We start from the raw sequence: 23,880 nt of genomic DNA, 5'->3' as shown, positions 1-23,880 counted from the left end.
TCCGCAAGGCGGAGGAGGAAGCGATACCGGCGGTATCGCGCCCGACGACAACGCCGCGGAAGGCGTCCCTCGCGCCGCGTCATTCGTTGTCGCCTCCGGTGGCGGTGCTGGCGTTGCCGGAGCGCTCGCCGGACCAGGTCCAGTTCGCGACCTCGGGGAGGTCCTCGCCGAACTCGCGGGTGTGGGCGCGGGCGCGGATGCGGGCGTCCTGCATCTCCTGACGGAGGCCGGCGGCGCGGGAGCCGAGGCCGGGGGTGCGGTCGATGACGTCGATCACGAGCGAGTAGCGGTCGAGATCGTTCAGCATCACCATGTCGAACGGAGTGGTCGTGGTGCCGTTCTCCTTGTAGCCGCGCACGTGCAGGTTCTGGTGGCCGGTGCGCTTGTAGGTCAGGCGGTGGATCAGCCACGGGTAGCCGTGGTAGGCGAAGACGACGGGGCGGTCGGGGGTGAAGACCGCGTCGAACTCGCGGTCCGAGAGGCCGTGCGGGTGCTCGGACTCGGACATCAGGCGCATGAGATCGACGACGTTGACCGTGCGGATCGCGAGGTCGGGCAGCTTCTCGCGGAGGATGCTCACGGCGGCGAGGGTCTCGAGGGTCGGGACGTCGCCCGCGCAGGCGAGCACGACGTCCGGGGACTCGCCCTGCCGCTCGCTGCTCGCCCACTCGAGGATGCCCAGGCCGCGGGTGCAGTGGGCGACGGCCTCGTCCATCGTCAGCCAGGCCGGGGCGGGCTGCTTGCCGGCGACGACGACGTTGACGTAGTCGACGCTGCGGAGGCAGTGGTCGTAGACCGAGAGCAGGGTGTTGGCGTCGAACGGCAGGTAGACGCGCACCACCTCCGGCTTCTTGTTGACGACGTGGTCGATGAAGCCGGGGTCCTGGTGGCTGAAGCCGTTGTGGTCCTGGCGCCAGACGTGGCTCGAGAGCAGGTAGTTCAGACTCGCGATCGGGCGGCGCCACTCGATCTCGCGGGTGCCGTTCAGCCACTTCGCGTGCTGGTTGAACATCGAGTCGATGATGTGGATGAAGGCCTCGTAGCAGGTGAAGAGACCGTGGCGGCCGGTGAGGAGGTACCCCTCCAGCCAGCCCTGGCACTGGTGCTCCGAGAGCACCTCCATGACCCGGCCCGCGCGGGCGAGGTGGTCGTCGAGCGGGCTGAGCTCCCCCTCCCACTGCTTGTCGGTGGCGGCGTAGACGCTCTGCAGGCGGTTGCTCGCGACCTCGTCGGGTCCGAAGATCCGGAAGTTGGTGGGGTTGGCGCGGATGACGTCGGCGAGCCACTCGCCGAGCACCTTCGTCGCCTCGGCGACGGTGCCGCCGGGGGACTCGACGACGACCTCGTAGCGGCGGAAGTCGGGCAGGTGGAGGGACTGGCGTAGGAGTCCGCCGTTGGCGTGCGGCGTGGCGCTCATCCGCAGCTCGCCCTCGGGGGCGAGGGAGCGGACGCGGTCGGCGATCCCTCCGGTCTCGGTGAAGAGCTCCTCGGGGCGGTAGGAGCGGAGCCAGTCCTCGAGCAGGCGGGTGTGCTCCTCGGTGTCGCGGGCGTGGCGAGCGGCACCTGATGGGCGCGGTAGGTGCCCTCGACCTGGACGCCGTCGATCTCGGCGGGGCAGGTCCAGCCCTTCGGGGTCTTGAGGACGATCATCGGCCAGGCGGGCCGCGTCAGATCACCGGCGGCGGCGCGCTCTTTGATCGCGGCGATGCGGTCGAGCACCGTGTCGAGCACCTCCGCGAAGCGCTCGTGCACGCGCATCGGGTCCTCGCCGTCGAAGCCGCCCTCGACGAGGAAGGGCTCGTGTCCGTAGCCGCGGAGGAGGCTCTCGAGCTCCTCGTACGGGATGCGCGCCAGGATCGTGGGGTTCGCGATCTTGTAGCCGTTCAGGTGCAGGATCGGCAGGACGACTCCGTCGGTGGCCGGGTTCACGAACTTGTTCGAGTGCCAGCTGGTGGCGAGCGGGCCGGTCTCGGCCTCGCCGTCGCCGACGACCGCGGCGACGAGCAGGTCGGGGTTGTCGAAGGCGGCTCCGTAGGCGTGGCTGAGCGCGTAGCCGAGCTCGCCGCCCTCGTGAATGCTGCCGGGGGTCTCGGGAGCGGCGTGGCTGGGGATGCCGCCCGGGAAGCTGAACTGGCGGAAGAGCTTGCGCAGCCCGTCCTCGGACTCGTCGATGTGCGAGTAGATCTCGCTGTAGGTGCCGTCGAGGTAGGCGTTCGCGACCATGCCGGGGCCGCCGTGGCCGGGACCAGTGATGTAGAGCGTCGACTGGCGGCGCTCGCGGATGGCGCGGTTCAGGTGCGCGTAGATCAGGTTCAGGCCGGGAGTCGTTCCCCAGTGCCCGAGGAGGCGCGGCTTGATGTGGTCGCGGGTGAGCGGCTCGGTCAGCAGCGGGTTCGCGAGCAGGTAGATCTGGCCGACGGCCAGGTAGTTGGCAGCGCGCCACCAGGCGTCGACGGTCTCGAGGGTCTCCTGCGTCAGCGGGGCGTCCGCATCGCGGGCGGCCCAGGTGTGCTCGGAGGCGGAGGGGATCGTGGATGCGGCCATGACGCCACGCTCGCATCCGACCGCCCCGCGCGGTAGGGCCTTGCGGCGCTCGCGCTCAGGACGGTCGGATGCGGGGTGGTGCTCCGGTCAGGTCAGCCCCGGGGAGTGGCGCGGCGGAGGACCAGCCAGCCGCTGAGGGCCGCGATCGCGGTGGGGACGAGCAGCAGCGCGAATCCGCCGGTCGGGCCGACCGCTTGAAGGGCGAGCCACACCGAGTCCCACGTGCCCGTGAGGCTGATCAGGCGACGGCGGCGACGGCCACCGCTGCCAGCCCGATCCAGAAGACCGTCATACCGACCGCTCGCCAGCGGACGTACACCGACGCGGTCGCGGCTCCGACGAAGAAGAAGAACAGGAACAGCACGAAGACGCCGAAGGCCCGCTCGACCCACGAGATGCCGCCGAAGCCGACGACGCGGAACAGGATGCCGCCCATGCCCCAGCCGTTCGTCGCCGACTCGATCGCGGCCATGACCGTGTAGAGCACGGTCCAGCCGGCGGAGAGGAGGAGGAAGGTGAGAGCGCTGCCCCAGTAGAAGTCGCGCCGCGTGGATCCGTAGCCCAGTGCCAGGCCGAAGGTGATGTTCACCGCCTGGATCGCGACGACGAGCATGTAGATGAAGATGAACGCGCCCGGTCCGGAGACCTGGACGCCGGACTCGCCGCCGGCGCTGTCGGCGCCGATCGTCCGCAGGACGACCCAGAAGATCGCGAGGCTGCCGAGGAAGATCGCGGCGAGGATCCCGAGCGGGGTGTAGAGCAGCGTCGCGGGGTTGGCGAAGTGCAGGCGGACGATGCGGAGCAGTCGGTCGGAGGTGCCGAGGCTCTGCGCGGGGGCGGTGGTGGTCATGAGGCGTCCTTCCCGGAGGAGGTGGTGCTCGTGAGCTGCACGACGAGCTGCTGGAGGGAGACGGGCTCGAGCTCGAGCCCGAGGGCGGCCGCCTGTGCGCGCCCGGGCGCGTCGAGGCGGGGGAGCGTGGCGGAGGCGAGGCCGCCGACTCCGCTGCGGGAGAGCACCTCGCGGCCGGCGGTAAAGGAGTCGACCGCGCCGCGGGTGCCGACGACGGTCGCGGCCGAGCCGCGCAGCTCCTCCGCATCGCTGTCGACGACGAGCCGACCCTCGTCGATGACGAGGACGTGCTCGAGGAGGGAGCTGACCTCGTCGATCAGGTGCGTGGAGAGCACGACGGTGCGGGGGTGCTCGGCGAAATCCGAGAGCAGACGGTCGTAGAAGAGCTGCCGGGCGACGGCGTCGAGGCCGAGGTAGGGCTCGTCGAAGAAGGTGAGCGGAGCGCGCGAGGCGAGGCCGACGATCACTCCGACGGCCGAGAGCTGTCCGCGCGAGAGCTTCTTGACCCGGCGGTTCAGCGGCAGTCGGAAGTCGCTCACGAGCTCCTGGGCGAACGCGTCGTCCCAGCCCTCGAAGAACCACGGGGCGCTGCGCAGGACGTGCTTCACCTGGAAGTCCTCGGGGTACTTCTGGCTCTCCTTGATGAAGCAGGTACGGGAGAGGACGTCGGCGTTCTCGACCGGAGGCGCCCCGAACACGCGGATGCCACCCGAGGTCGCGAACTCCTGACCTGTGAGCAGCGACATGAGCGTCGTCTTGCCCGCGCCGTTGCGGCCCAGGAGGCCGTGGATCCGGTTCTCGTCGAGCGCGAAGCTCACGTCGCGGACCGCGTGCATGCTGCCGTAGTGCTTGCTGAGGCCGGCGACCTCGATGACCGCGCTCATCGCGATCCCCCTTCGCTGATCATGGTGGCGAGCTCCTCGCGGGTGAGGCCGAGCTTGGCGGCCTCGGCGAGCAGCGGAGCGACGAACTGGTCGCGGAACTGCGTGCGGCGCTTCTCGACCAGCCGGTCGCGGGCGCCCTCGGCGACGAACATGCCGATGCCTCTCCTCTTGTAGAGGACCCCGTCGTCGACGAGCAGGTTCACGCCCTTGCCGGCCGTGGCCGGGTTGATGCGGTGGAACGCGGCGAACTCGTTGGTCGAGGGGACCTGGGTCTCTTCGGGGAGCGCCCCCGCGATGATGTCGTTCTCGATCTGCTCGGCGATCTGCAGGAAGATCGGCCGGGAGTCGTCCATGGGTGCTCCTTCCTGCTGGGCGGTGGTTGAGTGGTTAGTCGGTGCAGTAGCTAACCAAGCAGGTCTGCCCGGTGCTGTCAACCGCGGGCTGCGAGCTCCGCCCGCCCGACGGGTACACTGGCTCGGCCAGCCTCTGTAGCTCAATGGAAGAGCGACTCCGTCCTAAGGAGCAGGTTGGGGGTTCGAGTCCCTCCAGGGGCACCAAAGTGTCGTTACTAAAACCCTTGCCAGAGAAAAACGCCGTATCGGCGCCGATCTCGACCTCCAGGGAACCGGTAAGGGTCCGAGCACCACTCCTACGAGTGGTGCTTTTTTCGTGCGCGCTCGCCTGGACCGCCCGCGATGCGATCGTCGCGAACGGCTCGTTCAGTTCGACCGTGATGGTCTCGTCCGTGTGGACGAGGACCCGCTCGAAGAAGACCTGGTTGAAGAGCCGCTTGATGTGATCGGGTGCACTGCCATACAGGCGGGCGCACTCCATTGTCACGTCGAGAGCGACCTGGACAGCGTGCTCGACGTCGGCGATGTCCTGGGTGAGGCGAGCCTCGTCGCGCTCGGCGGTCGTGCGCTCGGAGCGGATGCGGTCCTGCTCCTTCTTGAACAAGTCGAGCGGGATGCGTCCGCGTAGTGGGCCTGAAGAAGTCGGAGCTGCTCGCGTTCGAGTCGCTCCAGGTCGGTCGTGATCTGCGCGCGCTGCCGCTCGGCGTCGCCGCGGGTGGCAACGAACTCATCGCGGAACAGCCGCGCGAGGTCGTCTCGAGCGATCCGGTCGAGCCGGAGACGCTTCTGGTACTCCTGGACGATCTTCTCCTCCACTACGTGGATGAGGACGGCCTTCTGCGTGCAGTCGTTGCGTTTCGCCTGACGCGCAGAGCAGTAGAAGTAGGGGTAGATTTCGCCCGACTTCGAGCGAGTCATCTGCACGATCAGCCGGTTGTGGCAGTTCCCGCAGTACACGGTGCTCTTGAGGTAATGGTCGTGCCGACGTCGGCGCTCGCCGGAGCGACGAGACTGCAGCGCGTCCTGCACCTTGTCCCACGTCTCCTGATCGATCAGGGGCTCATGCTTGCCGGCGTAAGTGGCGCCCGAGAACGAGACCAGGCCGAGGTAGTAGGAGTTGGTCAGGATCTTGTGGAGGTCCGTGTCGGTGAGTGCTCGTGACGGTACCTGCGGAGTTCGTCGAGAGGTGAGTCCCCGCTGGGCGAGTTCGAGCGCGAGCTGCGACAGGCTGACGCTCGGCTCGGTATAGCGGTGGAAGGCCCAGGTGATGAGCTGAGCGCGGTCGGGGTCTGGGCGAACGGTTCGGCTCTCGCGGCCGTCGCTGTCGAATTCGCGGACGTTCAGATATCCGAGCGGAGCCCGGCCTGGGGTCCCGCCCTTCTGCACTTTCTGCGTCATGCCCTTGGTGACCTCGTGCGCGAGGTTGCGCGAGTAAAACTCGGCGATCGAGGACATGATGCCGTGAAGGAGTGCACCTGATGGCGATTGGTCGATGCTTTCCGTAGCCGAGATCAGCGCGACGTTCGCGGCGGTCAGTTGCTTCATGATCTCGACGTCGTCCTCCCGGTTGCGCGCGAGGCGGTCGACCTTGTGCACGACGACGTAGTCCACGGCGTGCTCGCGGATGTACTCGAGCATCTCCTGTAGCGCTGGACGATTCGCTGTCTTCGCGGACTCTCCGCGGTCGACGAATTCCTTCGCAACCATGGCGCCCATCGACTGGGCCTTTTTTCGGTTCGCCTCGCGCTGCGCGGGAATCGAGAAGCCTTCCTTCTCGTCACCGCGTTGCGCCTGCCGCGCAGTCGAAACGCGGAGGTAGAGGACCGCGACCTTCGGCGTCAGCATCTCGCCGATCACAGCGAGTGGGTTAGAGGCGACCGGCGGAGGGCTCAAGGTAGGGCTGGCGAGAAGCGGTGAGAGTGTCATAGCGCTCTGATTAACGCTCTGAACGCGCGCAGAGTCGAGTCTTTTCTGCTCGGCGGTTCGGTGAGGTTCCGAATCGTCAGGTCTCCACCCCCGGTCGTAGGGTGTTGCGGAAATTGCTACGGATGCCTCCGCAGTCTGACCTGTAGCTGGCGCGAAATCGTTTCTCATTTGTGGAAGACGTAGACCCGGTCAGCGTGGTGGATGACGTCGAACATCTCGCGGAACTGGATCTCGATTGATTCGTAGTTCCAGCGCAGGTCGTGGTCGGCGATGCCCTGCTCTTGACGGAGCTGCGAGAGGGCGGCGCGCCAGCCGAGCCCGTCGATGTGCTCGTCGAGTGCGGCCCGGAGCTTGGGTACTCGCCGAAAAAGCTGTCCTCGAACTCTGCGTCGAAGGTGCGTGGGTCGGCATCAGTGCGGAAGACCTGCAGGAAGGCGGTCATCGCCTTCGCTCGGTCATAGGTGTCCGTGCCCTCTTGAGGTCGCGGCTCGTTGTCTTTCGGGTGTTGCGGTTGTTCTGGTGTTGTCATGTATCGTTCTCTTTTCTGCCCACCCGGTGAGTGATTGATATGCGGAATGCTGCTAGTTGTGGAAGGTATAGACCTTGTCGCGGTAGTAGACGATGTCGACGAAGTCGCGGAAGCGGTATTCGATGGCCGCACGGTTCCACTGCACTTCGTCGGGGGAGACGCCATATTCTTTCTGCAGTACCTCCAGGCCGTCGTTCCAGCCGAGCAGGTCGATGTAGTCATCGATAGCTTCGTCGAGGCTGTCGTATTCGGCGTAGAAGATGTCAGCGAACTCGGTGGCTAGCGTCGGCGATTCGACGTTGGTGTGGGGAAGGAGTAGGAAAGCGGCGAATGGTCCGGGGTGGTTGCGGGCCGCGCGGGCAATGTAGGGGTCGTCCTCCCAGCCGGGTCGGTTACGGAAGAGGTGGGCGATCTCTTCCTCTGCTTCTGAGCGGCGGTGTTTCGGTCGTTGTTGCTCGTGGGGTGTTTCGTGTTCTGGTGAGGTCATGGAGATCTTCCTTTCTGCTTTCGGGGTTAGTCAGCGGGGAGCGGTTAGTGGTGGTGTCGGTAGATGAGGACGCGGTCGGGGTACTCGCGGACGTCGAAGACGTCGCGGTAGAGCATCTCGAGCACCGGGTCAGGTCTGCCCGGGTCGTGGTCGGGGATGAGCTCGGGGTCCCAGCCGAGAGCATCGACAATCGCGTCGTCGGCAGCCGGGTAAGTACATTCAATTCCGAATGGAAAGGCCGTGAGCCGTCCCACTGGCGCGCGTCCGTTGGCTGCCGTCAGCTCTTCACTGAGCCGGACGTTCAACGATGTGACCGTGCAAGCGCTCTCAAACGCGTCCTCACCGCCGCGTGGAATATCCGCGTCATTTCCGGGAAACAGGCGTGAAACCTGTGTTTGTTACCGTGAACTATGAAAATTCGTGCTTCTCACGCCCTCGGGGCGCTCGTAATCTCTTCCCTCCTTCTCGCTCCCGCTGCCGCGGCTGCTCCGGGTTCGGCGGCGGTGCCGGTCGACGGCGGCACCAGCGCTGGAGACCCGTACTTCCCAGCCTCGGCAGCACGGGCTATGACGCCGCGTCCTACAGCCTCGTCCTGAAGTACGACCCGGCCAGCCGTGCCCTCAGCGGACGCGCGCTGGTGACGCTGGCTCCGACGCAGGATCTGCGGTCGCTGTCCTTCGATCTGTCTGGTCTGACGGTGTCGAAGGTCACGGTCGACACGCGCACCGCGAAGTTCACGCAGAACGGGTCCGAGCTGGTCATCACGCCGTCGCGCACCCTAAAGAAGGGAGCCGCGACCCTCGTGAATATCGTGTACGCCGGGACCACCGGCAACCCGCGCGACAACACGGGTGCTCCGTTCGGCTGGTGGTCGACCAACGACGGCGCCCTCGTGGCGAGCGAGCCGAATGGCGCCTCCACGTGGTATCCCGTCAACGACTCCCCGGCCGATAAGGCCCGTTACACCTTTACCATCACCGTTCCGGAGGGGAAGACCGCACTCGCGAACGGCGTCCCGGTCGGCGCGCCGACCACCTCGAAGGGTTGGACCACGTCGAACTGGGCAGAGACGAGCCCCATGGCGAGCTACCTCGCGATGGTCAACATCGGCGACTACGACCTGATCCAGTCGAAGGCCAAGGGCATCACGACCGTCGATGCGATCGATCGCGACATCACGGGTGACCCCCGCGCTCGGACCGAGGCGGCTCTCGCGAAGCAGGGGGAGATCATCGATTACTTCTCGAAGATCTTCGGTCCCTACCCCTTCAAGTCCGGCGGAGCGGTGGTCGACGACGAGCAGATCGGCTACGCGCTCGAGACCCAGGGCCGCTCCTTCTACTCCGGTGGCGCGGACGAGAACACCGTCGCGCACGAGATCGCGCACCAGTGGTACGGGAACAGCGCCACGCCGGGCGTCTGGTCCGACATCTGGCTGAACGAGGGCTTCGCGACCTACGCGGAGTGGCTGTGGAAGGAGAAGTCCGGCGGGCAGAGCGTCGCGGACTCGGCCGCCCAGATCGCCGGCATCCCGGCATGGGACGGCTTCTGGAACTCCAAGGTGGCCGACCCCGGTGCGACGGGCCTGTTCAACAGCCCGGTCTACGCCCGCGGCGGGCTGACCCTCGTCAAGCTGCGCGACGAGATCGGGGCGGAGGCGTTCGCGACTCTCCTCAAGCGCTGGGCGACCGAGAACCGCTACTCGACCGTCAGCACCGCCGACCTCCAGGAGCTCGCGGAGGAGATCTCCGGCAAGGACCTCTCCGCCTTCTTCCAGGCGTGGCTCTACACGCCCGAGAAGCCGGCCGGCCTCTGATGCCGCGCACTCCTGTCCGCCGAGCGTCACTGCTCGCCGGCGGCCTCGGCCTCCTGCTCGCGGCGGGCGTCGTCGCGGGACCCGCTCCTGCCTCCGCCGTCACGAAGGTCCCGACAGCGACTGCCTACACCGAGCCTCCAGGGCGCGAGGACCCCACGGAGACCACCCACGAACCGGAGCTGTCCCGCAACGGATTCGTGCCGGACGTGGCTGCCGAGGAGTCCGCGTTCTCCTCCCGGACCGCGGGAGAAGCCGACTTCACGGCCGTCGACATCCCGTCGCGTGCGGACATCGTCACGCACGAGGTCACCATCGCGCTGGTCGCGCCCCCCGGAACGAACCCGTCCTTCACCACGGACGACGCGCGACGCTCGCTCGAGCTCGCCGACCAGTTCTACAACCGGGAGACCGGCGGAGCGGTCCGCTTCCACCTCGAGCGCATCGTCGACTGGCAGAGCATCGACGAGCCGATCGACTGCACGAACACGGGTGGACTGCACGACTGGGTCCAGCGGAGCATCGGCTGGCAGCCCGGCCCCGCGCGTCACCTCGTCACCATGGTGCCGCCCGGTCCGCCCTGCCCGAACTGGGCCAACGCCGAGCAGCCCTGGGATCCCGATGACGGCGGGCGGGTCTTCGAGCCCGGCCCGGACGCGATCATCCTCACCCACGAGCTGGGCCACAGCATCTCCCTGCCGCACGCCGCGAGCCTGCAGTGCGACACGGCCTGGGACGCCGGTCCCGGCGTGAACTGCTCTCGGGAGGAGTACGGGAATCTGACGGACCTGATGGGTGACTCGTGGACGTTCACTCCGCTGTCTGCTCCGTCGCTCGCACGACTGGGGATCCTCTCCGACACCCGACAGCCCACCTGCGGCGCTCCGAGGATCGCGACCATCGACACCCTCGGTGCCGGCCCCGGCACTCCGCGAGCACTGTCCTGGAGTGATCCGCAGAGCGGTGCCCGCTACTGGGTGCAGTACAACGACAAGAACGACGCCACATCGGACGGAGGCGCCTACTGGAGCCAGTGGCAGACTCCGCGGACCGTCTCGGGCGTGCAGATCCTGAAGGTGCCCCGTGGCGGGCTGAGCCCGGAACTCCTCCAGCGACCGGGCGACGGAAGCGTCGGCAACGAGTTCGTCCAGACCGGCGAGACCGTCACCCTCAGCTCCGGCACGACGATCCGGGTCGACTCGATCGACGCGGACACGCGCCAGGCGACCGTCACTGTGTCCGTGCCCTGCGTCGAGTACCTCGGGAACATCGTCGGCTCCTCGACTCTGACGTCGTCGTACACCTCCGACTGGTCGACGACCGGAGCCGCGATCGACGGGAATGCGTGGTCCGAATGGAGCGCCTGGCCCCGCGTGGGAGAGCAGTGGCTCGACCTCCGCTGGCCCGAGACGGTGACCATCGACAGCGTCTCCGTGCAGTTCGCGAGCGACTCGCAGGACGGTGACCGCCAGGGCACCATCCCTCCGCGCGCGTGGCGGATCGAGTACCTGGATCCGACGACGGGGGAGTGGGAGCCGGTGGCGGACACCGCTCCCGCTGTCCCGGGCCGGGACCGGGGTGTCCCCAACACGGTCGGATTCCCCGCGGTCAGCACGCAGGAGATCCGGGTGCTCTTCGACTCCTGGGGCGACTGGGAGGAGGGAGGCTCGACCGCCGTCGCTGAACTTACCGTGAACGCCGTCGCGCCGATCGCCTCCCTCGCCCCGCGCGGAGCCGAGCAGACCGTCGCGACCTCGACGACCGGCGACCTCGGCCTGGGCGTCGATGTCCTCGACGCCGACGACCGAGTGCTGGGCAGCCGCGCAGTGACCTTCACGATCGCGGGACCCGCCGGTTTCGTCGACGGCACGAAGTCCGCGACGGTCCTCTCGGGGTCCGATGGGCGGGCGACCCTCCCGACGATCCGGACGGGAACGACGACCGGTGCCGTCACCATCACTGCGACCGCTCAGGGAGTCGCACCGACGGCCCTTCCGAGCACGACCGTCGCCGCAGCACCCGCGTCTCCGCCAAGGCGGAGACACGGATCGTCGCCGGCAAGGTGGTCCTCACGGTCACGGCGAAGAACACCGGGTCCAGTGCCGCGGATCTCACGATGGTGACGGCGTACGGCACGAAGACCTTCGCCGGAGTCAAGCCCGGAGCGTCGGCGGTCGGTGCCTACACCACCCGCCTCGCCCGGATTCCGGCCGGGTCGGCGACCGTCACCGCCGCCTCGACGGGGCTGACGACGACCACCACCGCGCCGTACGCCGCTCGCTGACACGCTGCGACGCCGGTGCTCCGTTCGACGGCGACGATCCGACCCGCGGGGGGTCGGGTCGTCGCCGTCAGGAGCTCCACCCCGTCACCCCCCTCGACGTCGGCGACCGCCGACGTCGACGCCCCTCCCTACGACAGACCTCCTGCGGCGGAAGCACTGCCCCAGAGAACGGACCCGCAATGAACACCCGAACGATCGTCTCCCGCGGAGTGGCCGGCCTCGCCGGCGGCTTCCTCCTCCTCGGCGTCGCCGGCACCGCGATGGCCGCCGAGCTCGACTCCAACGACGTCGACGTCAACGTCGAGATCACCGAGCTGCCCGGAGGCGGCACGCTGTCGATGACCGTCGCCGGCGACTCCACCGAGCTGACCGAGGAGGGCTCCACCTCCGTCATCCGCCAGTTCACGGGCACCCTGCCCACCGTCACCGTCACCGACACCCGCGACCCGGAGGACATCCCCGCGGAGGCCGGCTGGTACGTCGTCGGATCCACGTCCGACTTCACCAACACCGCCGGAGACGTCATCCCCGCCGCGAACCTCGGTTGGCAGCCCCGACTGATCGACGGCGGCGACACCGGCCTGGTGGCCGAGGGCGACCGCGTCGAGACGATCGTCGACGAGGGCGAGGACGCCGTCGGCCTGGTCGACCAGGAGCTCCTGGCTCTCACCAACGAGTCGGCCGAGGTCGCTCCAACCGGCCCCTTCACCGCGAACGCGGACCTCTTCCTGAGGACCGCACCCACGGTCGAGGCCGGCGACTACTCGTCCACCCTCACCCTGTCCCTCTTCGAGTGACACCGGGAGGCTCCGACATCCCCCACGAACCGACGCGGTCGAGCAGCCACTTCGAGTGACACCGGGAGGCTCCGACATCCCCCACGAACCGACGCGGTCGAGCAGCCACTGCTCGACCGCGTCGTCCATTCCCAGCGCTTCGGCGGAGCCGAGACTCCGCAGGACACCCGCAACGCTGCGTCGAAACGCGACTCGGGACTCGTCGGCGCTGGACAGGCCGACAATGTCATCGGCGGGTGGCGCGCTCCCGTCCCCCGAGCGACCTGTAGTGATCGGACGAGCTAGGACTCGCCCGCTACTCGTCACTCCGGCGCCACGGCGGGTGGCGAGAGCGCTGGACGCGGAAGATCGACGGCCTCGCGTGCGACGTCCGCGAGGAGGCGGCCTCCGAGTTCCGCCTCCTCGCGCAGCGCCGCGTAGGCGGCGTCGGCCGAAATCCTGAGGCGAGCGCTGAGGGCACCGACGGCGTGGATGACGACTCTGCTCTCGGAGCCGGGCTCCTCGAGGTGCTCCATCCAGGAGTCGAAGTTCGTCGTCCCGTCATTCCTTCGCTCCTCGTGGACCAGTGCTGACACGGTTGCCGACGCGAACCAGAGGCGACTGGACCGCGTCGGGCGGATCGGCGGCGGGCGAGGAGTGGTCCGTCCGCCGCCGATCCGTGCTATCCGCAGGACTTCGCCGCGTAGGACGGCGTCGCGACCGTGCTCGCGGGGCTCCCTCCGACGGTTCCGGACGCGGTCACCGTCACCGTGCCGGCGGGGATGCTCGTCGCCCGGGTCGACCATGCGGTCGTCGCGCTCTTGCCCGGCGCGACGGCCGTGTACGACTTCGTCCCGGAGGACGAGGTGTGCGTCATGGTCAGCGGGACGGTGCTGTCGTTCCGGCTGGTGACCGTCAGGGTGACCTTGCCCGAGATGCAGCGCGTGCTCGCGGTCGCGGTCATGTTGAGTGTCGGAGCCGCGTCGGTGACGGTGCTGGTCTGCGTCGTCGCCGTGGCGGGGGACCAGCCGGGCTTGGTCGCCGACACCGTCACCGAGACCACCGTGCCGCGGTCGGCCGCGGTGAGGACGTACGTCGACGCGGTCGCGCCGGCGATGTCCACTCCGCCGCGCTTCCACTGGTACGCCGTGGCGGTCCAGGGAGTCGAGGCGGTCGCGGTCAGCGTCGTGCCGACCGTCGCCGCACCGGTGATCGTCGCACGCAGCGGCGCCGGGTCGGTGATGGTCTGCGGTGCGACGCTCTCGAGGGTCGGGACGACCTTCTGCATGAGCCCGGTCGCCGGGTCGAAGGTGACGCGGTCGATCGTGGTCTCGCGGTGCTGGCCGTCTCCACCGGGCATCGCGAACCGGTGGTACGCGATGTACCAGTCGTCGGTGCCGGGGACGTTGACGATCGAGTTGTGGCCGGTCGCGAGGATGCCCAGCGACGGGTTCTTCTCGAGGAGGACGCCGCGGTAGGTCCACGGGCCGTCGACGCTCGTCGAGGTGGCGTAGCCGACCTTGTAGTTCTCGGAGCCGGTGTCGTCGATCGAGTAGGTCAGGTGGTACAGCCCCTGGCGGTAGTTGACGAAGCTGCCCTCGCGGTAGTCGGTCAGTCCGCTCATCCGCTTGATGGTGCCGGCCTTGATCGAGAGCATGTCGTCGGACAGCTCGCCGTAGACGGGCGCCCCGTTGCCCCAGAAGAGGTAGCTCTTGCCGGTGGCGGGGTCGGTGAATGCGGCCGGGTCGATGGCCTGACCCGAGGTCACGGACTCGCCGTTGGTGATCATCGCGGTGGGCTGAGCGGTGAAGGGGCCGGTGGGGCTGTCGGCGACGGCCACTCCGATCGTCTTGCGGTCGAGCGAGGCGTTGTGGCCCGAGAAGTAGAAGTAGTACTTCCCGCCCTTCTCGGTGATCGTCGGCGCCCACGCGTTGCCGGTCGCCCAGGGGACGTTCCCGTTCTGGCCGTCGAGGGTGAGGATCGGCTGCGCCGAGCGCGTCCAGTCGACGAGGTTCTTGGAGGACCAGACGTAGAACGTCTTGCCGCCCCAGCCCGGGAACCCGTCGGACGTCGCGTAGATGTAGAAGGTGTCGCCGAACGCGACGATGTTCGGGTCGGCGTAGAGACCGGGGATCACCGGGCTCTTCATCTCGACGGCCTTCATCGTCCACGTGGTGCTCGCGCCACCGCCGGTGGGGGTCAGGACGACGGTCTGCGGGGTGCGCAGGTCGCGGACGGTGCCGGACGCCGGGCTGGCGGTGACTCCCGTCGCGGTCGAGAAGGTCGGCGTGAGGGCCGAGCGGTCGGTGCCCGGCTTGACCGGGAAGGTGACGACGCGGTTCGCCTGGTCGAGGACCGCCGGCACCTTGAGGACGTCGCCGGTGAGGGTCGCGTCGGCCAGCACCGTGCTGTTGCCCGAGGAGGAGAGCACCTCGGAGGAGCTCAGCGCCCGGTTGTAGATCGCGAACTCGCGGATCTGACCGCGGAAGCGGTTGTCGCCGTCGTAGTTCGAGCGGCCGATCGTGTTCGCCGTCGTCGTGCCGCCTCCGATGTCCTTCGGGTCGGTCGTGACCGTGCCCGAACCGACTCGCACGCCGTCGAGGTAGATCGTCGCCGTGGTGCCCGAGAGCGTGTAGGTGAGCTGCGCCCACCGGCCGCGCGGCAGAGCGGAACCCGAGCCGACGGTCTGCTCGGTCGTCCAGTTGCCGGTCGCGAGGCTGGTGCGGTAGTTGTTGCCCGACGTGAACAGGTAACCGTCGCCGGCACCCGCGGTCGTGTTGCCCAGACCGTAGATGAAGTAGGCGCCGCTCTGCGCGGAGTCGATCCACACGTCCGCCTGCACGGTGACGTCGGTCACTCCGGCGAGGAGGTCGTTCGGCAGCTTGATGTAGTCGTCGGTGCCGTCGAGCTTCACCGAGCCGGTCTGCCAGGTGCCTCCGGAGACGATCGTGCCATTCAGTCCGTTGCCGGACACGTCCTGCACGGTGGTGCCGGATCCTCCGTCGAAGGAGTAGCGGAGGATCTCGCCCGCGGAGTTCGCGGGCTTGGGTGCCGGGCCGGTCGGGGTGCCGTACGCGGCCAGGAGGCGCGATTCCTCGGCGCTCGAGAGCCGCAGCACCGAGCCGTGACGGAAGGGCTTGGAGAAGGAGTATCTGTTCGCTCCGCTCGTGCCGACGGGCAGGGCGGTGAACTGCATGCTCGCGAGCGAGTCGGTGACGTAGGCGGAGTAGCCGAAGGAGTCTCCCATCACGACCCAGCGGCCGTCGGGCAGCTGGTAGACGGTGAGGCCCTCGAGGTGGTCCGAGAGGCCGCGGGACGTCTCCTGCCCGGGCGCGATGACCCGGGTCCACGGACCGGCGAGGCTCGAGGCGGTGTCGACGACGGTGCGCCAGTCGGAGGTCGAGAAGCGGTAGTAGGTGCTGCCCTCCTTCGCGATGGTGGTGTCGATGATGTTCGGACCGTCGGCGTTGTTGGTCGACGAGTTCTCGTCAAGCCAGACCGTCGGCGTCGAGAAGTTCACGAAGTCGCGGGTGGTGCTGACGTAGACGCGCAGCGCCCACTCGTCGGTGTCGACCTGCGTCTTGTCGCGGCCGGACCAGTAGACGTAGTACTGCCCCGTGGTCTCGTCCCACATCGCCTCGGGAGCCCAGACGTTCCCCGCATTGGGCGCCCCGGCGAAGACGAGGCTCTGGTCGCTCCAGTTGACGAGATCCGTGGATCGCCAGACGACGAGCTTCTGGCTGGCGTTCACCTGGTCCCAGGAGCCTCCGCCGGCCGTGCCCTCGGCGTGCAGGTCGGTGCCGAGGATCCAGTACTCGTCGCCCGCGGGGGAGCGCACGAGGTGAGGGTCGCGGACGCCGAGGGTGCCGGCCAGGTTGGCGAGGATCGCCTTGTCGCCGTTGAGCTTGGACCAGTGCAGGCCGTCGGAGCTCGAGCCGAAGTAGATCTTCTCGTAGTCGGTCGAGGCGAAGTGGGTCCAGAGGTAGCCGGCGTCGTAGTCGGTGTCCAGACCGGCGGGCGCGGCGGTCACGGTCACGGGCAGCGACCGGGTGGCGGTGGTGCCGGCGATCTTCGCGGTGAGAGTGACCGCGGTCGAGGCGGTCTGGCGCGTGACGACGCCGGTCGCACTGACGACTGCGGTGTTCGACGAGGACCAGGCGACGTCGTATGCGCCGGCCTTGGCGGGGAGGGTGATGTTGCCGCGGACGTCGCTCGGGTTGACGAGGCTGAGCGCGTCGAGGGCCCTCTGGGCGTCGGCGTTGACGTCCTTCGCCGGGACGGTCGCGGTGAAGGTGCGGGTCGCCGTGGCGGAGCCGCGGGTCGTCGTGGCGGTGAGCGTCACGGACGACACGCCCGAGGCGGGCGGGGTGACGACTCCGCTGGTCGAGACGACGGACGGGCTGCTGGACGCCCAGCTGATCGTCGAACCGTTCGCCCCGCTCGTCGGCAGGGTGAGATCCGCCGTGACCGAGGAAAGATCGCCGAGGTTCAGCGCGGTCGAGTCGCGCGAGACGCGCGTCGCGTCGGAGGCCTGAAGGGTCGAGATCTCCGCGGCACTGAGCGCCGTGCTGTAGAGGCGGAAGTCGCGGACTGATCCGGCGAGGGTCTTGTCACCCGTGTAGACGGAGCGGCCGATCGCGTTGGCCGTGGTGACGCCTCCGCCGATGGCCGCCGGGGTGATCGTCACTCCGGTCTTCTGCGCGACCTGGGTGCCGTCGAGGTAGAGCTTCGCAGTGTCGGTCGCGTCGTCGAGCGTGTAGGTCAACGTCTTCCACACCCCGCGCGCGAGGTTCGCGCCGGAGTCGACGGTCTGCTCGGTGCTCCAGTTGCCCGTCGCGATGGACGCCTTGTAGCCGTTGCCGGTGGTGAACAGGTAGCCGTTGCCGGCTCCGCCCGTCGTGTTGCCGAGGCCCCAGATGAAGTAGGGAGTGCCCTGGTTCGGATTCACGAGCACATCGGTGCTCACGGTGATCGAAGTGAGGCCGGCGAGCACGTTGTCGGGGAGCTTCACATAGTCGTCGGTGCCGTCGAGCACGACACCCGCCGCTCCGCGGGGGGAGGCCCCGTTGACGAGCGTGCCGGTGCGACCGTTGCCGGAGCTGTCGGCGGCCACCGTCCCGCTCGTCTCGTCCAGGGCGTACCGGAGCACGAGGCTGTCCGACGGGGCGGCCGCAGCGGACTGCGCCGTCACGAGGGGGACGATGAGTGCGACGGCCGTCGCGAGAACGACCGGCCTCACGAATCTGTTCATTCTTGCTCCTAGATCGGCACCATTGCGCGGGGAAGGGGCCAGCCGCAGCTGGATTGTTCACGTTAACATAGCGCTTCCGACACGCGACGCACACGAAAAACTCGTGCTCGAACACGCCGCAATGGGCTGCAGAGACTCCCTCACCTTCGTTCGATTTCGGATCACCGACCGTCTCGCGCAAGGGTCTTCCGGTTATCTGTACTGAAACTATTAACGTGACTTCCGCTGTCGCTTCTGCGATTGTTCACGTCAACATGGATCGGCAACGAGGCTGATCCCATCCGTTTGGAGATGACCGTGAGACAACGACTGTCCTCGATCCTGGCCGCGTGCGCGGTCACCATCGGCTTGTGCGCTACAGCACTGGCTCCCGCCGCGACCGCGACAGAGAGGGCCTCCCAGGCGCCTTCAGCGGCGGCCGCCGCGACTGCCGTCGTCGCGCCGGCAGGATGGAGCGTCGTCGAGAAGCCGATCCAGCCGCACACCCTTTCCGTCACCGTGGCGCTCGTGGCTCCTCAGGGGACCACACCGTCGTTCGACACCGCTCTGGCTCGGCAGTCGGTCGAATCCGCCGGGACGTTCCTGAGCCGCGAGACGAACGGCGCTGTGACGGTGCAGGTCGATCGAGTGGTCGACTGGATGTATGTAGACAACGACACCCCGTGCTCGTGGGCAGGCACCCTGCAGGACTGGGTCCAACCGCGCATCGGCTGGCAGGGCGGCCCGGGGAAGCACCTCGTGGTGATGGTCCCGCCCGGAGATCCCTGCCCTGACTGGGCGAACGGCGAGCAGAACTGGGCCGTCGACGCCGGCGGCCGTTCCTTCGTGCCCGGGACCGATCCCAGCGCGGTCGCTCACGAGCTCGGTCACAACATGTCAATGTTCCACTCCTCGAGCATCGGCTGCGACGGCGGATGGGACTTCAGCACCCTCGGAGCCGGCGTCCCTGCGAACTGCTACCGCACGGAGTACGGGAACCGTCTCGACGTCATGGGCGGAGCGTGGACCTTCAACCCATTCCCCGCCGCGACCCTCGACCGGATCGGCATGCTCCCGCGACGGTACGAGCCCACCTGCGGCGCCGTGCGCACACTGAACGCGACCAGCGTGGGCGCCGCCGCCCAGGCCCGCGAAGCCATCTCCTTCGCAGACCCGCGCGACCCAGCCGCGCGGTACTGGGTCGACTTCCGCGCCCAGGCCGACGCCAATATCTACAACTACCTCCACGGCACCGGGCTCGCGTTCAAGCCCAACCGCGACGGCGTGCAGATCACGCGCAATGACCCGAACCAGTGGGACGCGCCCACCGTCCTCTCCCGCCCGTACGACGGCGATGACCACCGCCAACTCACGGCGGTGAACGAGCGCGTCACCCTCGGTGGCGGCGCCTGGGTCGAGTACAAAGGCACCGCGTCCAACGGCGAGGGCGTCATCGACGTGTTCGTACCGTGCCGTGCGTTCGAGACCACGCTGATCGCCCAGCACAGCGGCCTCTGCCTGGACAACGCAAACTGGAGCTCCGCCGACGGGAACCTGCAGGCGCAGTACGGGTGCGGCACCGCGGCCGTGCAGCGGTTCGCCTTCATCCGGGTTCCCGGTGTCGTCAACACCTACACGATCGTCAACCGCCACAGCGGCAAGTGCCTCGACATCGGCGGGGCATCGACCACGAACGGGGCAGCGGTCCAGCAGTGGACCTGCACCGGTGGGACGAATCAGCAGTTCACTCTTCGAGCGGCGACTTACAGCGGCGCCACCGCGAAGGACTTCCAGCTAATCGCGCGGCACAGCAGCAAGTGCGCCGTCGTCACCGGTGGCAGCACGGCGGCCGGGGCGGGGATCAGCCAGACGACCTGCACGTCCGCGAACCAGGCCGCGACGGTGAAGCAGGCCTGGAGGCTGACCGGCGCCTGACCCTCGGCGCGGGAGACTCCGCCGGAACGGCCCGGAGGGAACCCGCGCCGGCTGCTCCTCGTCGCGGCAATGCCGCCGGACGAGGAGCAGCACCGGTCCCGGCGGGCTTGCGCACTTCCCGCGGCTCGAGGACTGGCCCATCATGCCCGTCGACACCGCGGGCTTCGTCCTCAAGCCGGACGGCTTCTTCGACCGCAACCTCACGGTCGATGTTTCCTCCACAGCAGATGCTGCGCAGTGCGCTCCGGGCCACCACGCGGGGCACAGCCACGGCGGAGACGCCGGCGCCCACGTCGCGGGTTGGTCGTACTCACCGCCGCAATGCTCGGTTCGTCAGTGCTCGCGACGTGCTGCACTGTCGCCGACCAGCATCGGCCTGGGCATGGAAGGATGCTGGTCGCGTCACTCGTCATGGTCGCCGCGATGATCGATGGCGCGCTGGTCGGCGTGGTGGTGCCGGTGGTGTGGTCGGTCGCGGTGGTCATCAGCGGAGTGTGGTCGGTCGCGGGCTCCCGTAGTGGCGTGCAGTCAAACACCGGCCCGGGCTCGCATCGTGGACTCGCGGCGATCACGATGGTCGCACTGCTAATCGGCCACTTCGAGGGCGGCGCTCACTGCCATGGGAGCCTCGCGGTGGGGCCGGTCCTCGCTGCCCTCGGAGTCGTCGTCGTGGGCGGCATCGTGCTCACCACCTCCGCGTTCGTGCGTCATGCGGACCGCGGCAACGCGTGGTTGCCTTCGAACCGGGGCCGATGGCACTGGCCGTGCGGACGATGCCCCGGCATCGTGGACGAGCTGCGCAAAAAGATGGTCCGCCTGCACCGAACTCCTCCACCGGTTTACAGCCCAGTCTCGGAAGCGAAGCAACACGACTGGAAGCGCGGCGGGGGAGCGTTGAGCAATGTGACGATCGTGCCCATCGCCCAGCGCATCGACAAGAAGAAGCTCGTCCGCGCGATCCTCGCCCTTGTGCGCTGGCAGATGGAGAACCCGGACTACGTCCGAGACGACAGCAAGGCAGCGGTCGTCTCTACTCCGATCCTTGAGCCCGCGCAAGGAGCCTCGCCTTCATCGTCTTCGGATCGACGCCGTAGAGCGCACCAAGCTGGTTCAACGACCAACCCCGCGTCTTCATCGACGCCGCATCCTCCAGCTGGTTCTCCGTCAGTACAACCTGACGCACCGGAACGTGCTGCTGCTTGAGTGCTGAGCGAACTGCTTCGCGGCTCACGCCCCACGACATGGCGAGCTGACGGATGTTCCCGCCGGCCGCGTACTCAGCTGCCAGCTTGGTCTTCTGCTCGTCGGACAGCCGCACCTGGCGCTGACGAAGGGCCCGTACGCCAACTGGGGGAGCAGCCTGTTCTGGCTCGTCACCCCTGTTGATCCCGGTCCTGGCGGCCACCAGTGCGCGCTCCCACCTTTTTTGATTAGTTGCAGATAGGTGCACCGACGGGTCGTGCCTGGCCGGACCGTCGACGCGGCGCGGTTCGCACCTCCTCCTCGATCCGCGTGCTCCCTGTGGGGCGTCGTCGCGGCTGCCGGAGTAACAGGCCGGAAATCTGCACTGGGTACCGTCGGCTCATGAGACTCCGTGCAGCCCACGCGCTCGGCGCGCTGGTCGTGTCCTCGCTCCTCCTCGCTCCCGCCGCCGTCGCGGCGCCCTCGTCGACGGCGCGCGCCGTCGACGGCGGCACCAGTGCGGGGGACCCGTACTTCCCCGGCCTCGGCAGCACGGGGTTCGACGCCCTGAGCTACAGCCTCGTGCTGAAGTACGACCCGGCCACCCGCGCCCTCGGCGGGCGCGCGCTCGTGACGCTCGCTCCCACTCAGGATCTGCGGTCGCTCTCGTTCGACCTGACGGGGCTGACGGTGTCGAAAGTCACGGTGAACACCCGGTCGGCGGCCTTCGTGCAGGAGGGATCGGAGCTGGTCGTCACTCCGGCCCGCTCGCTGAGGACGGGCGTGCCGACCCTGGTGAACATCGAGTACGCCGGGACGACCGGGAATCCGGTGGACAACACCGGCGCTCCGTTCGGCTGGTGGTCGACCAGCGACGGCGCACTCGTCGCGAGCGAGCCGAACGGCGCGTCCACCTGGTACCCCGTCAACGACTCCCCGGCGGACAAGGCCCGCTACACCTTCACCATCACGGTCCCGGAGGGGCGGACCGTGGTCGCGAACGGCGTCCCGGTGGGGTCGCCCACCACCTCGAAGGGCTGGACCACGTCGAGCTGGGTCGAGACGAGCCCCATGGCGAGCTACCTCGCATGGTGAACATCGGCGACTACGACCTGGTCCGCTCCACCCGTGGCGGCATCGTGACCGTCGACGCGATCGATCGCGACATCACGGGCGACGTCCGGGCGGGGACCGAGGCCGCACTGGCGGAGCAGGGCGACATCATCGACTACTTCTCGACGGTGTTCGGCCCGTACCCCTTCCGATCGGGCGGCGCGGTGGTCGACGACGAGGAGATCGGCTACGCGCTCGAGACCCAGGGGCGCTCGTTCTACTCCGGAGGCGCGGACGAGTCGACGGTCGCTCACGAGATCGCGCACCAGTGGTACGGCAACAGCGCCACTCCGGGCGTCTGGTCGGACATCTGGCTGAACGAGGGCTTCGCGACCTATGCGGAGTGGCTCTGGGAGGAGCACTCCGGCGGGACGAGTGTCGCGGACTCCGCGGCGCGGGTCGCCGCGATCCCGGCGGACGACCCGTTCTGGGCCACTGCGGTGGCGGACCCGGGGGCGACCGGACTGTTCGACGGCCCGGTCTACGCCCGCGGTGGGCTGACGCTCGTGGAGCTCCGCGAGGAGATCGGGGCGGAGGCGTTCGCGGTCCTCCTGAAGCGCTGGGCATCGGAGAACCGCTACTCGACGGTCAGCACCGCCGAGCTCCAGGAACTCGCGGAGGAGGTCTCGGGACAGGATCTGTCGGCCTTCTTCAAGGCGTGGCTCGTCACTCCGGAGAAGCCCGCGGGTCTGTGACGTCCGGCCGCCGCGACTGACGGAGGCGCCTTCCGAGAGGGAGGCGCCTCCGTCAGCGCGGTCGGATCGCGCCGGCGCTCCTACTTCGCGAGCGAGACCAGGCGCAGTGCGGTGCTCTTCGACGGCTTCAGCGACGCGTCGGACGGTCGGAACTCGGTCTGGACGGAGTGGAGGCCGAGGGGGAGCCGGGGGACGGGGAGCCGGATGGCGGGAGCGCCCGTGACCACTGTGCCGGTCCACCGCACGACTCCGTCGATCCTCAGGGACAGCACGCCGGGCCCGGCACTGCCGTCGGCCGCCCGGACGGAGGCGAGGAGCGTCGTGGAGTTCGTCGGGAGCTGGAGGGGCGTGGAGAGACGTGCGTGGTGGTGGTCGCGACCGGCTGACCGGTCCCGGTGGTCACCTCGACCACCGACGAGGTGCTCGCGCCGGCCCAGAGCACACCGGCGAGGTAGGTCTGACCGGGCGCGAGGCCCGACCAGCTCGCGGTGACGGTCGGGTTCGCTGCGGACACGGTCGCGGGGGAGAGGGTGAGCGGCGCCTCGGGCTTCGCGGTCGTCGTCCGGACGTCCACGGGCACGCCGGCGGGGCCGGACGTCTGGTAGACGTCGATCAGCCACAGGCCGTCGAACGGCCGCGCGAGGTCGTAGCGGTCGCTCGTGCCGGCACCCTCGATGGTCGCGAAGTGCCAGGGATCGAGATCGCGGGGCTCGATGTAGGTCAGCTCGGTGCGGAGCTGGACAGAGTCGCTACCGGCCTCGACGTCCACGCGGAGGAGCGTGTCCCCGGCGATCTCGACCTGGCCCTGGGCGACGATGCCCTCGCCGCCTCCGGTCGTGCCCGAGTGACCGTCGTTCTTGGGCGGATAGCCCTGGAAGACGACGGAGGGACGCCCCAGGCCCAGGCTGATCGGAGTGACGGTCTCGCCCGCGGACAGGACGGGAGTCAGCTGCACCGAACCGGTCGTGCCGCTGCCGGCGGCCGAGGGAGGCGGGACCACCGCTGCCGCTGGACCGCTCGGCACGAGGGCGGCTCCGATCGCCACTACTCCGACCAGTGCTGCGGTGAGCATCCGCGCACGAACCTGCTGCGTCATGAGACCGACTCCTTCGTCGCGGTCATCATCCCGCTGCGACGCGACGGCGACAAGAGCGGGATGGGCGGGACCCGCTGACGCCGCGCGGCGATCCGCGCACGACGGCGGCCACGGGGTGTCCTCGGCGACCGGGGCGTGCGTCTCGATTCCGGTTCCGCGACGACCAGCCCGCATGCCCGCGCT

At 68.6% G+C, this 23,880-nt stretch carries 18 protein-coding genes, 1 tRNA gene and 2 pseudogenes; 10 read left to right on the top strand and 11 right to left on the bottom strand.

Going from position 1 to position 23,880, the window contains the following annotated elements; translation table 11 throughout:
• Positions 1 to 79: 79 nt before the first annotated feature.
• The 4 genes and pseudogenes from B0T42_RS02220 to B0T42_RS02205 all read right to left on the bottom strand — a co-directional run bounded on the left by B0T42_RS02220 (position 80) and on the right by B0T42_RS02205 (position 4,631).
• Positions 80 to 2,544: pseudogene (locus B0T42_RS02220) on the bottom strand (phosphoketolase family protein).
• Positions 2,545 to 2,782: 238 nt separating this feature from the next.
• Positions 2,783 to 3,394 (bottom strand): hypothetical protein, encoded by a 612-nt coding sequence (locus B0T42_RS02215; RefSeq protein WP_077221782.1) that lies wholly within the window; start codon positions 3,392 to 3,394, stop codon positions 2,783 to 2,785.
• On the bottom strand, positions 3,391 to 4,278 hold the full coding sequence (locus tag B0T42_RS02210) for an ABC transporter ATP-binding protein (RefSeq protein ID WP_077221781.1): 888 nt from the start codon (positions 4,276 to 4,278) through the stop codon (positions 3,391 to 3,393). The genes B0T42_RS02215 and B0T42_RS02210 overlap by 4 nt, the downstream gene beginning before the upstream one ends.
• The gene (locus B0T42_RS02205; protein WP_055787762.1) at positions 4,275 to 4,631 is read right to left on the bottom strand and encodes a GntR family transcriptional regulator; all 357 of its coding nucleotides are present in this window, start codon (positions 4,629 to 4,631) and stop codon (positions 4,275 to 4,277) included. Before B0T42_RS02205 ends, B0T42_RS02210 begins: the two co-directional genes overlap by 4 nt.
• Before the next feature lie 129 nt (positions 4,632 to 4,760).
• Here B0T42_RS02205 and B0T42_RS02200 point away from each other — a divergent pair.
• Positions 4,761 to 4,835, top strand: a tRNA-Arg gene (locus tag B0T42_RS02200).
• A 279-nt stretch (positions 4,836 to 5,114) separates the two neighbouring features.
• On the opposite strand, the gene B0T42_RS02195 is transcribed toward B0T42_RS02200, so the two are convergent.
• The 3 genes from B0T42_RS02195 to B0T42_RS19350 all read right to left on the bottom strand — a co-directional run bounded on the left by B0T42_RS02195 (position 5,115) and on the right by B0T42_RS19350 (position 7,878).
• Positions 5,115 to 6,488 (bottom strand): recombinase family protein, encoded by a 1,374-nt coding sequence (locus B0T42_RS02195; RefSeq protein ID WP_158078019.1) that lies wholly within the window; start codon positions 6,486 to 6,488, stop codon positions 5,115 to 5,117.
• Between the two features lie 650 nt (positions 6,489 to 7,138).
• Positions 7,139 to 7,573: a hypothetical protein gene (locus B0T42_RS02190; RefSeq protein ID WP_077221779.1), complete on the bottom strand. Its 435-nt coding sequence runs from the start codon at positions 7,571 to 7,573 to the stop codon at positions 7,139 to 7,141.
• A gap of 44 nt (positions 7,574 to 7,617) precedes the next feature.
• Positions 7,618 to 7,878: a hypothetical protein gene (locus tag B0T42_RS19350; RefSeq protein ID WP_139344390.1), complete on the bottom strand. Its 261-nt coding sequence runs from the start codon at positions 7,876 to 7,878 to the stop codon at positions 7,618 to 7,620.
• A 44-nt stretch (positions 7,879 to 7,922) separates the two neighbouring features.
• Here B0T42_RS19350 and B0T42_RS02185 point away from each other — a divergent pair, with 44 nt between their 5' ends.
• The 4 genes from B0T42_RS02185 (at position 7,923) to B0T42_RS02175 (ending at position 12,467) form a co-directional block, all read left to right on the top strand.
• On the top strand, positions 7,923 to 9,389 hold the full coding sequence (locus B0T42_RS02185) for a M1 family aminopeptidase (protein WP_077221778.1): 1,467 nt from the start codon (positions 7,923 to 7,925) through the stop codon (positions 9,387 to 9,389).
• Positions 9,389 to 11,509, top strand: coding sequence for a discoidin domain-containing protein (locus B0T42_RS02180; RefSeq protein ID WP_077221777.1), 2,121 nt, complete (start codon positions 9,389 to 9,391; stop codon positions 11,507 to 11,509). The genes B0T42_RS02185 and B0T42_RS02180 overlap by 1 nt, the downstream gene beginning before the upstream one ends.
• The gene (locus tag B0T42_RS19345) at positions 11,503 to 11,670 is read left to right on the top strand and encodes a hypothetical protein (protein ID WP_158078017.1); all 168 of its coding nucleotides are present in this window, start codon (positions 11,503 to 11,505) and stop codon (positions 11,668 to 11,670) included. Before B0T42_RS02180 ends, B0T42_RS19345 begins: the two co-directional genes overlap by 7 nt.
• A gap of 179 nt (positions 11,671 to 11,849) precedes the next feature.
• The gene (locus B0T42_RS02175; protein WP_077221776.1) at positions 11,850 to 12,467 is read left to right on the top strand and encodes a hypothetical protein; all 618 of its coding nucleotides are present in this window, start codon (positions 11,850 to 11,852) and stop codon (positions 12,465 to 12,467) included.
• Between the two features lie 302 nt (positions 12,468 to 12,769).
• On the opposite strand, the gene B0T42_RS19860 is transcribed toward B0T42_RS02175, so the two are convergent.
• Both B0T42_RS19860 and B0T42_RS02165 read right to left on the bottom strand, forming a co-directional pair.
• On the bottom strand, positions 12,770 to 13,042 hold the full coding sequence (locus B0T42_RS19860) for an ANTAR domain-containing protein (protein ID WP_158078016.1): 273 nt from the start codon (positions 13,040 to 13,042) through the stop codon (positions 12,770 to 12,772).
• Positions 13,043 to 13,128: 86 nt separating this feature from the next.
• A complete protein-coding gene (locus tag B0T42_RS02165) occupies positions 13,129 to 17,697 on the bottom strand; it encodes a family 43 glycosylhydrolase (protein WP_077221774.1) in 4,569 nt (1,522 codons plus the stop codon).
• 297 nt (positions 17,698 to 17,994) lie between these two features.
• On the opposite strand from B0T42_RS02165, the gene B0T42_RS02160 reads away from it, so the two are divergent.
• The 5 genes and pseudogenes from B0T42_RS02160 to B0T42_RS02140 all read left to right on the top strand — a co-directional run bounded on the left by B0T42_RS02160 (position 17,995) and on the right by B0T42_RS02140 (position 22,601).
• The gene (locus tag B0T42_RS02160; RefSeq protein WP_158078015.1) at positions 17,995 to 19,611 is read left to right on the top strand and encodes an RICIN domain-containing protein; all 1,617 of its coding nucleotides are present in this window, start codon (positions 17,995 to 17,997) and stop codon (positions 19,609 to 19,611) included.
• 115 nt (positions 19,612 to 19,726) lie between these two features.
• Positions 19,727 to 20,038: pseudogene (locus tag B0T42_RS22560) on the top strand (copper amine oxidase); the annotation flags it as partial.
• Positions 20,002 to 20,814 carry a hypothetical protein gene (locus B0T42_RS19340; RefSeq protein ID WP_173892275.1) on the top strand — a complete coding sequence of 271 codons (813 nt, stop codon included), beginning with the start codon at positions 20,002 to 20,004 and terminating at the stop codon, positions 20,812 to 20,814. The pseudogene B0T42_RS22560 and the gene B0T42_RS19340, both read left to right, overlap by 37 nt.
• Positions 20,815 to 21,195: 381 nt before the next feature.
• A complete protein-coding gene (locus tag B0T42_RS02145; protein ID WP_077221770.1) occupies positions 21,196 to 21,888 on the top strand; it encodes a gluzincin family metallopeptidase in 693 nt (230 codons plus the stop codon).
• A complete protein-coding gene (locus tag B0T42_RS02140; protein WP_077221769.1) occupies positions 21,882 to 22,601 on the top strand; it encodes a M1 family aminopeptidase in 720 nt (239 codons plus the stop codon). Before B0T42_RS02145 ends, B0T42_RS02140 begins: the two co-directional genes overlap by 7 nt.
• Before the next feature lie 80 nt (positions 22,602 to 22,681).
• Here B0T42_RS02140 and B0T42_RS19855 read toward each other — a convergent pair whose 3' ends face one another.
• Both B0T42_RS19855 and B0T42_RS02130 read right to left on the bottom strand, forming a co-directional pair.
• Positions 22,682 to 22,846 carry a hypothetical protein gene (locus B0T42_RS19855; protein WP_158078014.1) on the bottom strand — a complete coding sequence of 55 codons (165 nt, stop codon included), beginning with the start codon at positions 22,844 to 22,846 and terminating at the stop codon, positions 22,682 to 22,684.
• A 14-nt stretch (positions 22,847 to 22,860) separates the two neighbouring features.
• Complete coding sequence (locus B0T42_RS02130) at positions 22,861 to 23,697, bottom strand: hypothetical protein (RefSeq protein ID WP_139344387.1); 837 nt, start codon at positions 23,695 to 23,697, stop codon at positions 22,861 to 22,863.
• Between the last annotated feature and the right edge of the window lie 183 nt (positions 23,698 to 23,880).

It is taken from the genome of Rathayibacter rhapontici (genome assembly GCF_001995175.1).
In the GTDB taxonomy this organism is placed as follows: Bacteria; Actinomycetota; Actinomycetes; order Actinomycetales; family Microbacteriaceae; genus Rathayibacter.
The sequence above is the reverse complement of the archived record's forward strand: the minus strand, read 5'-3'. Positions and strand labels throughout refer to the sequence as shown.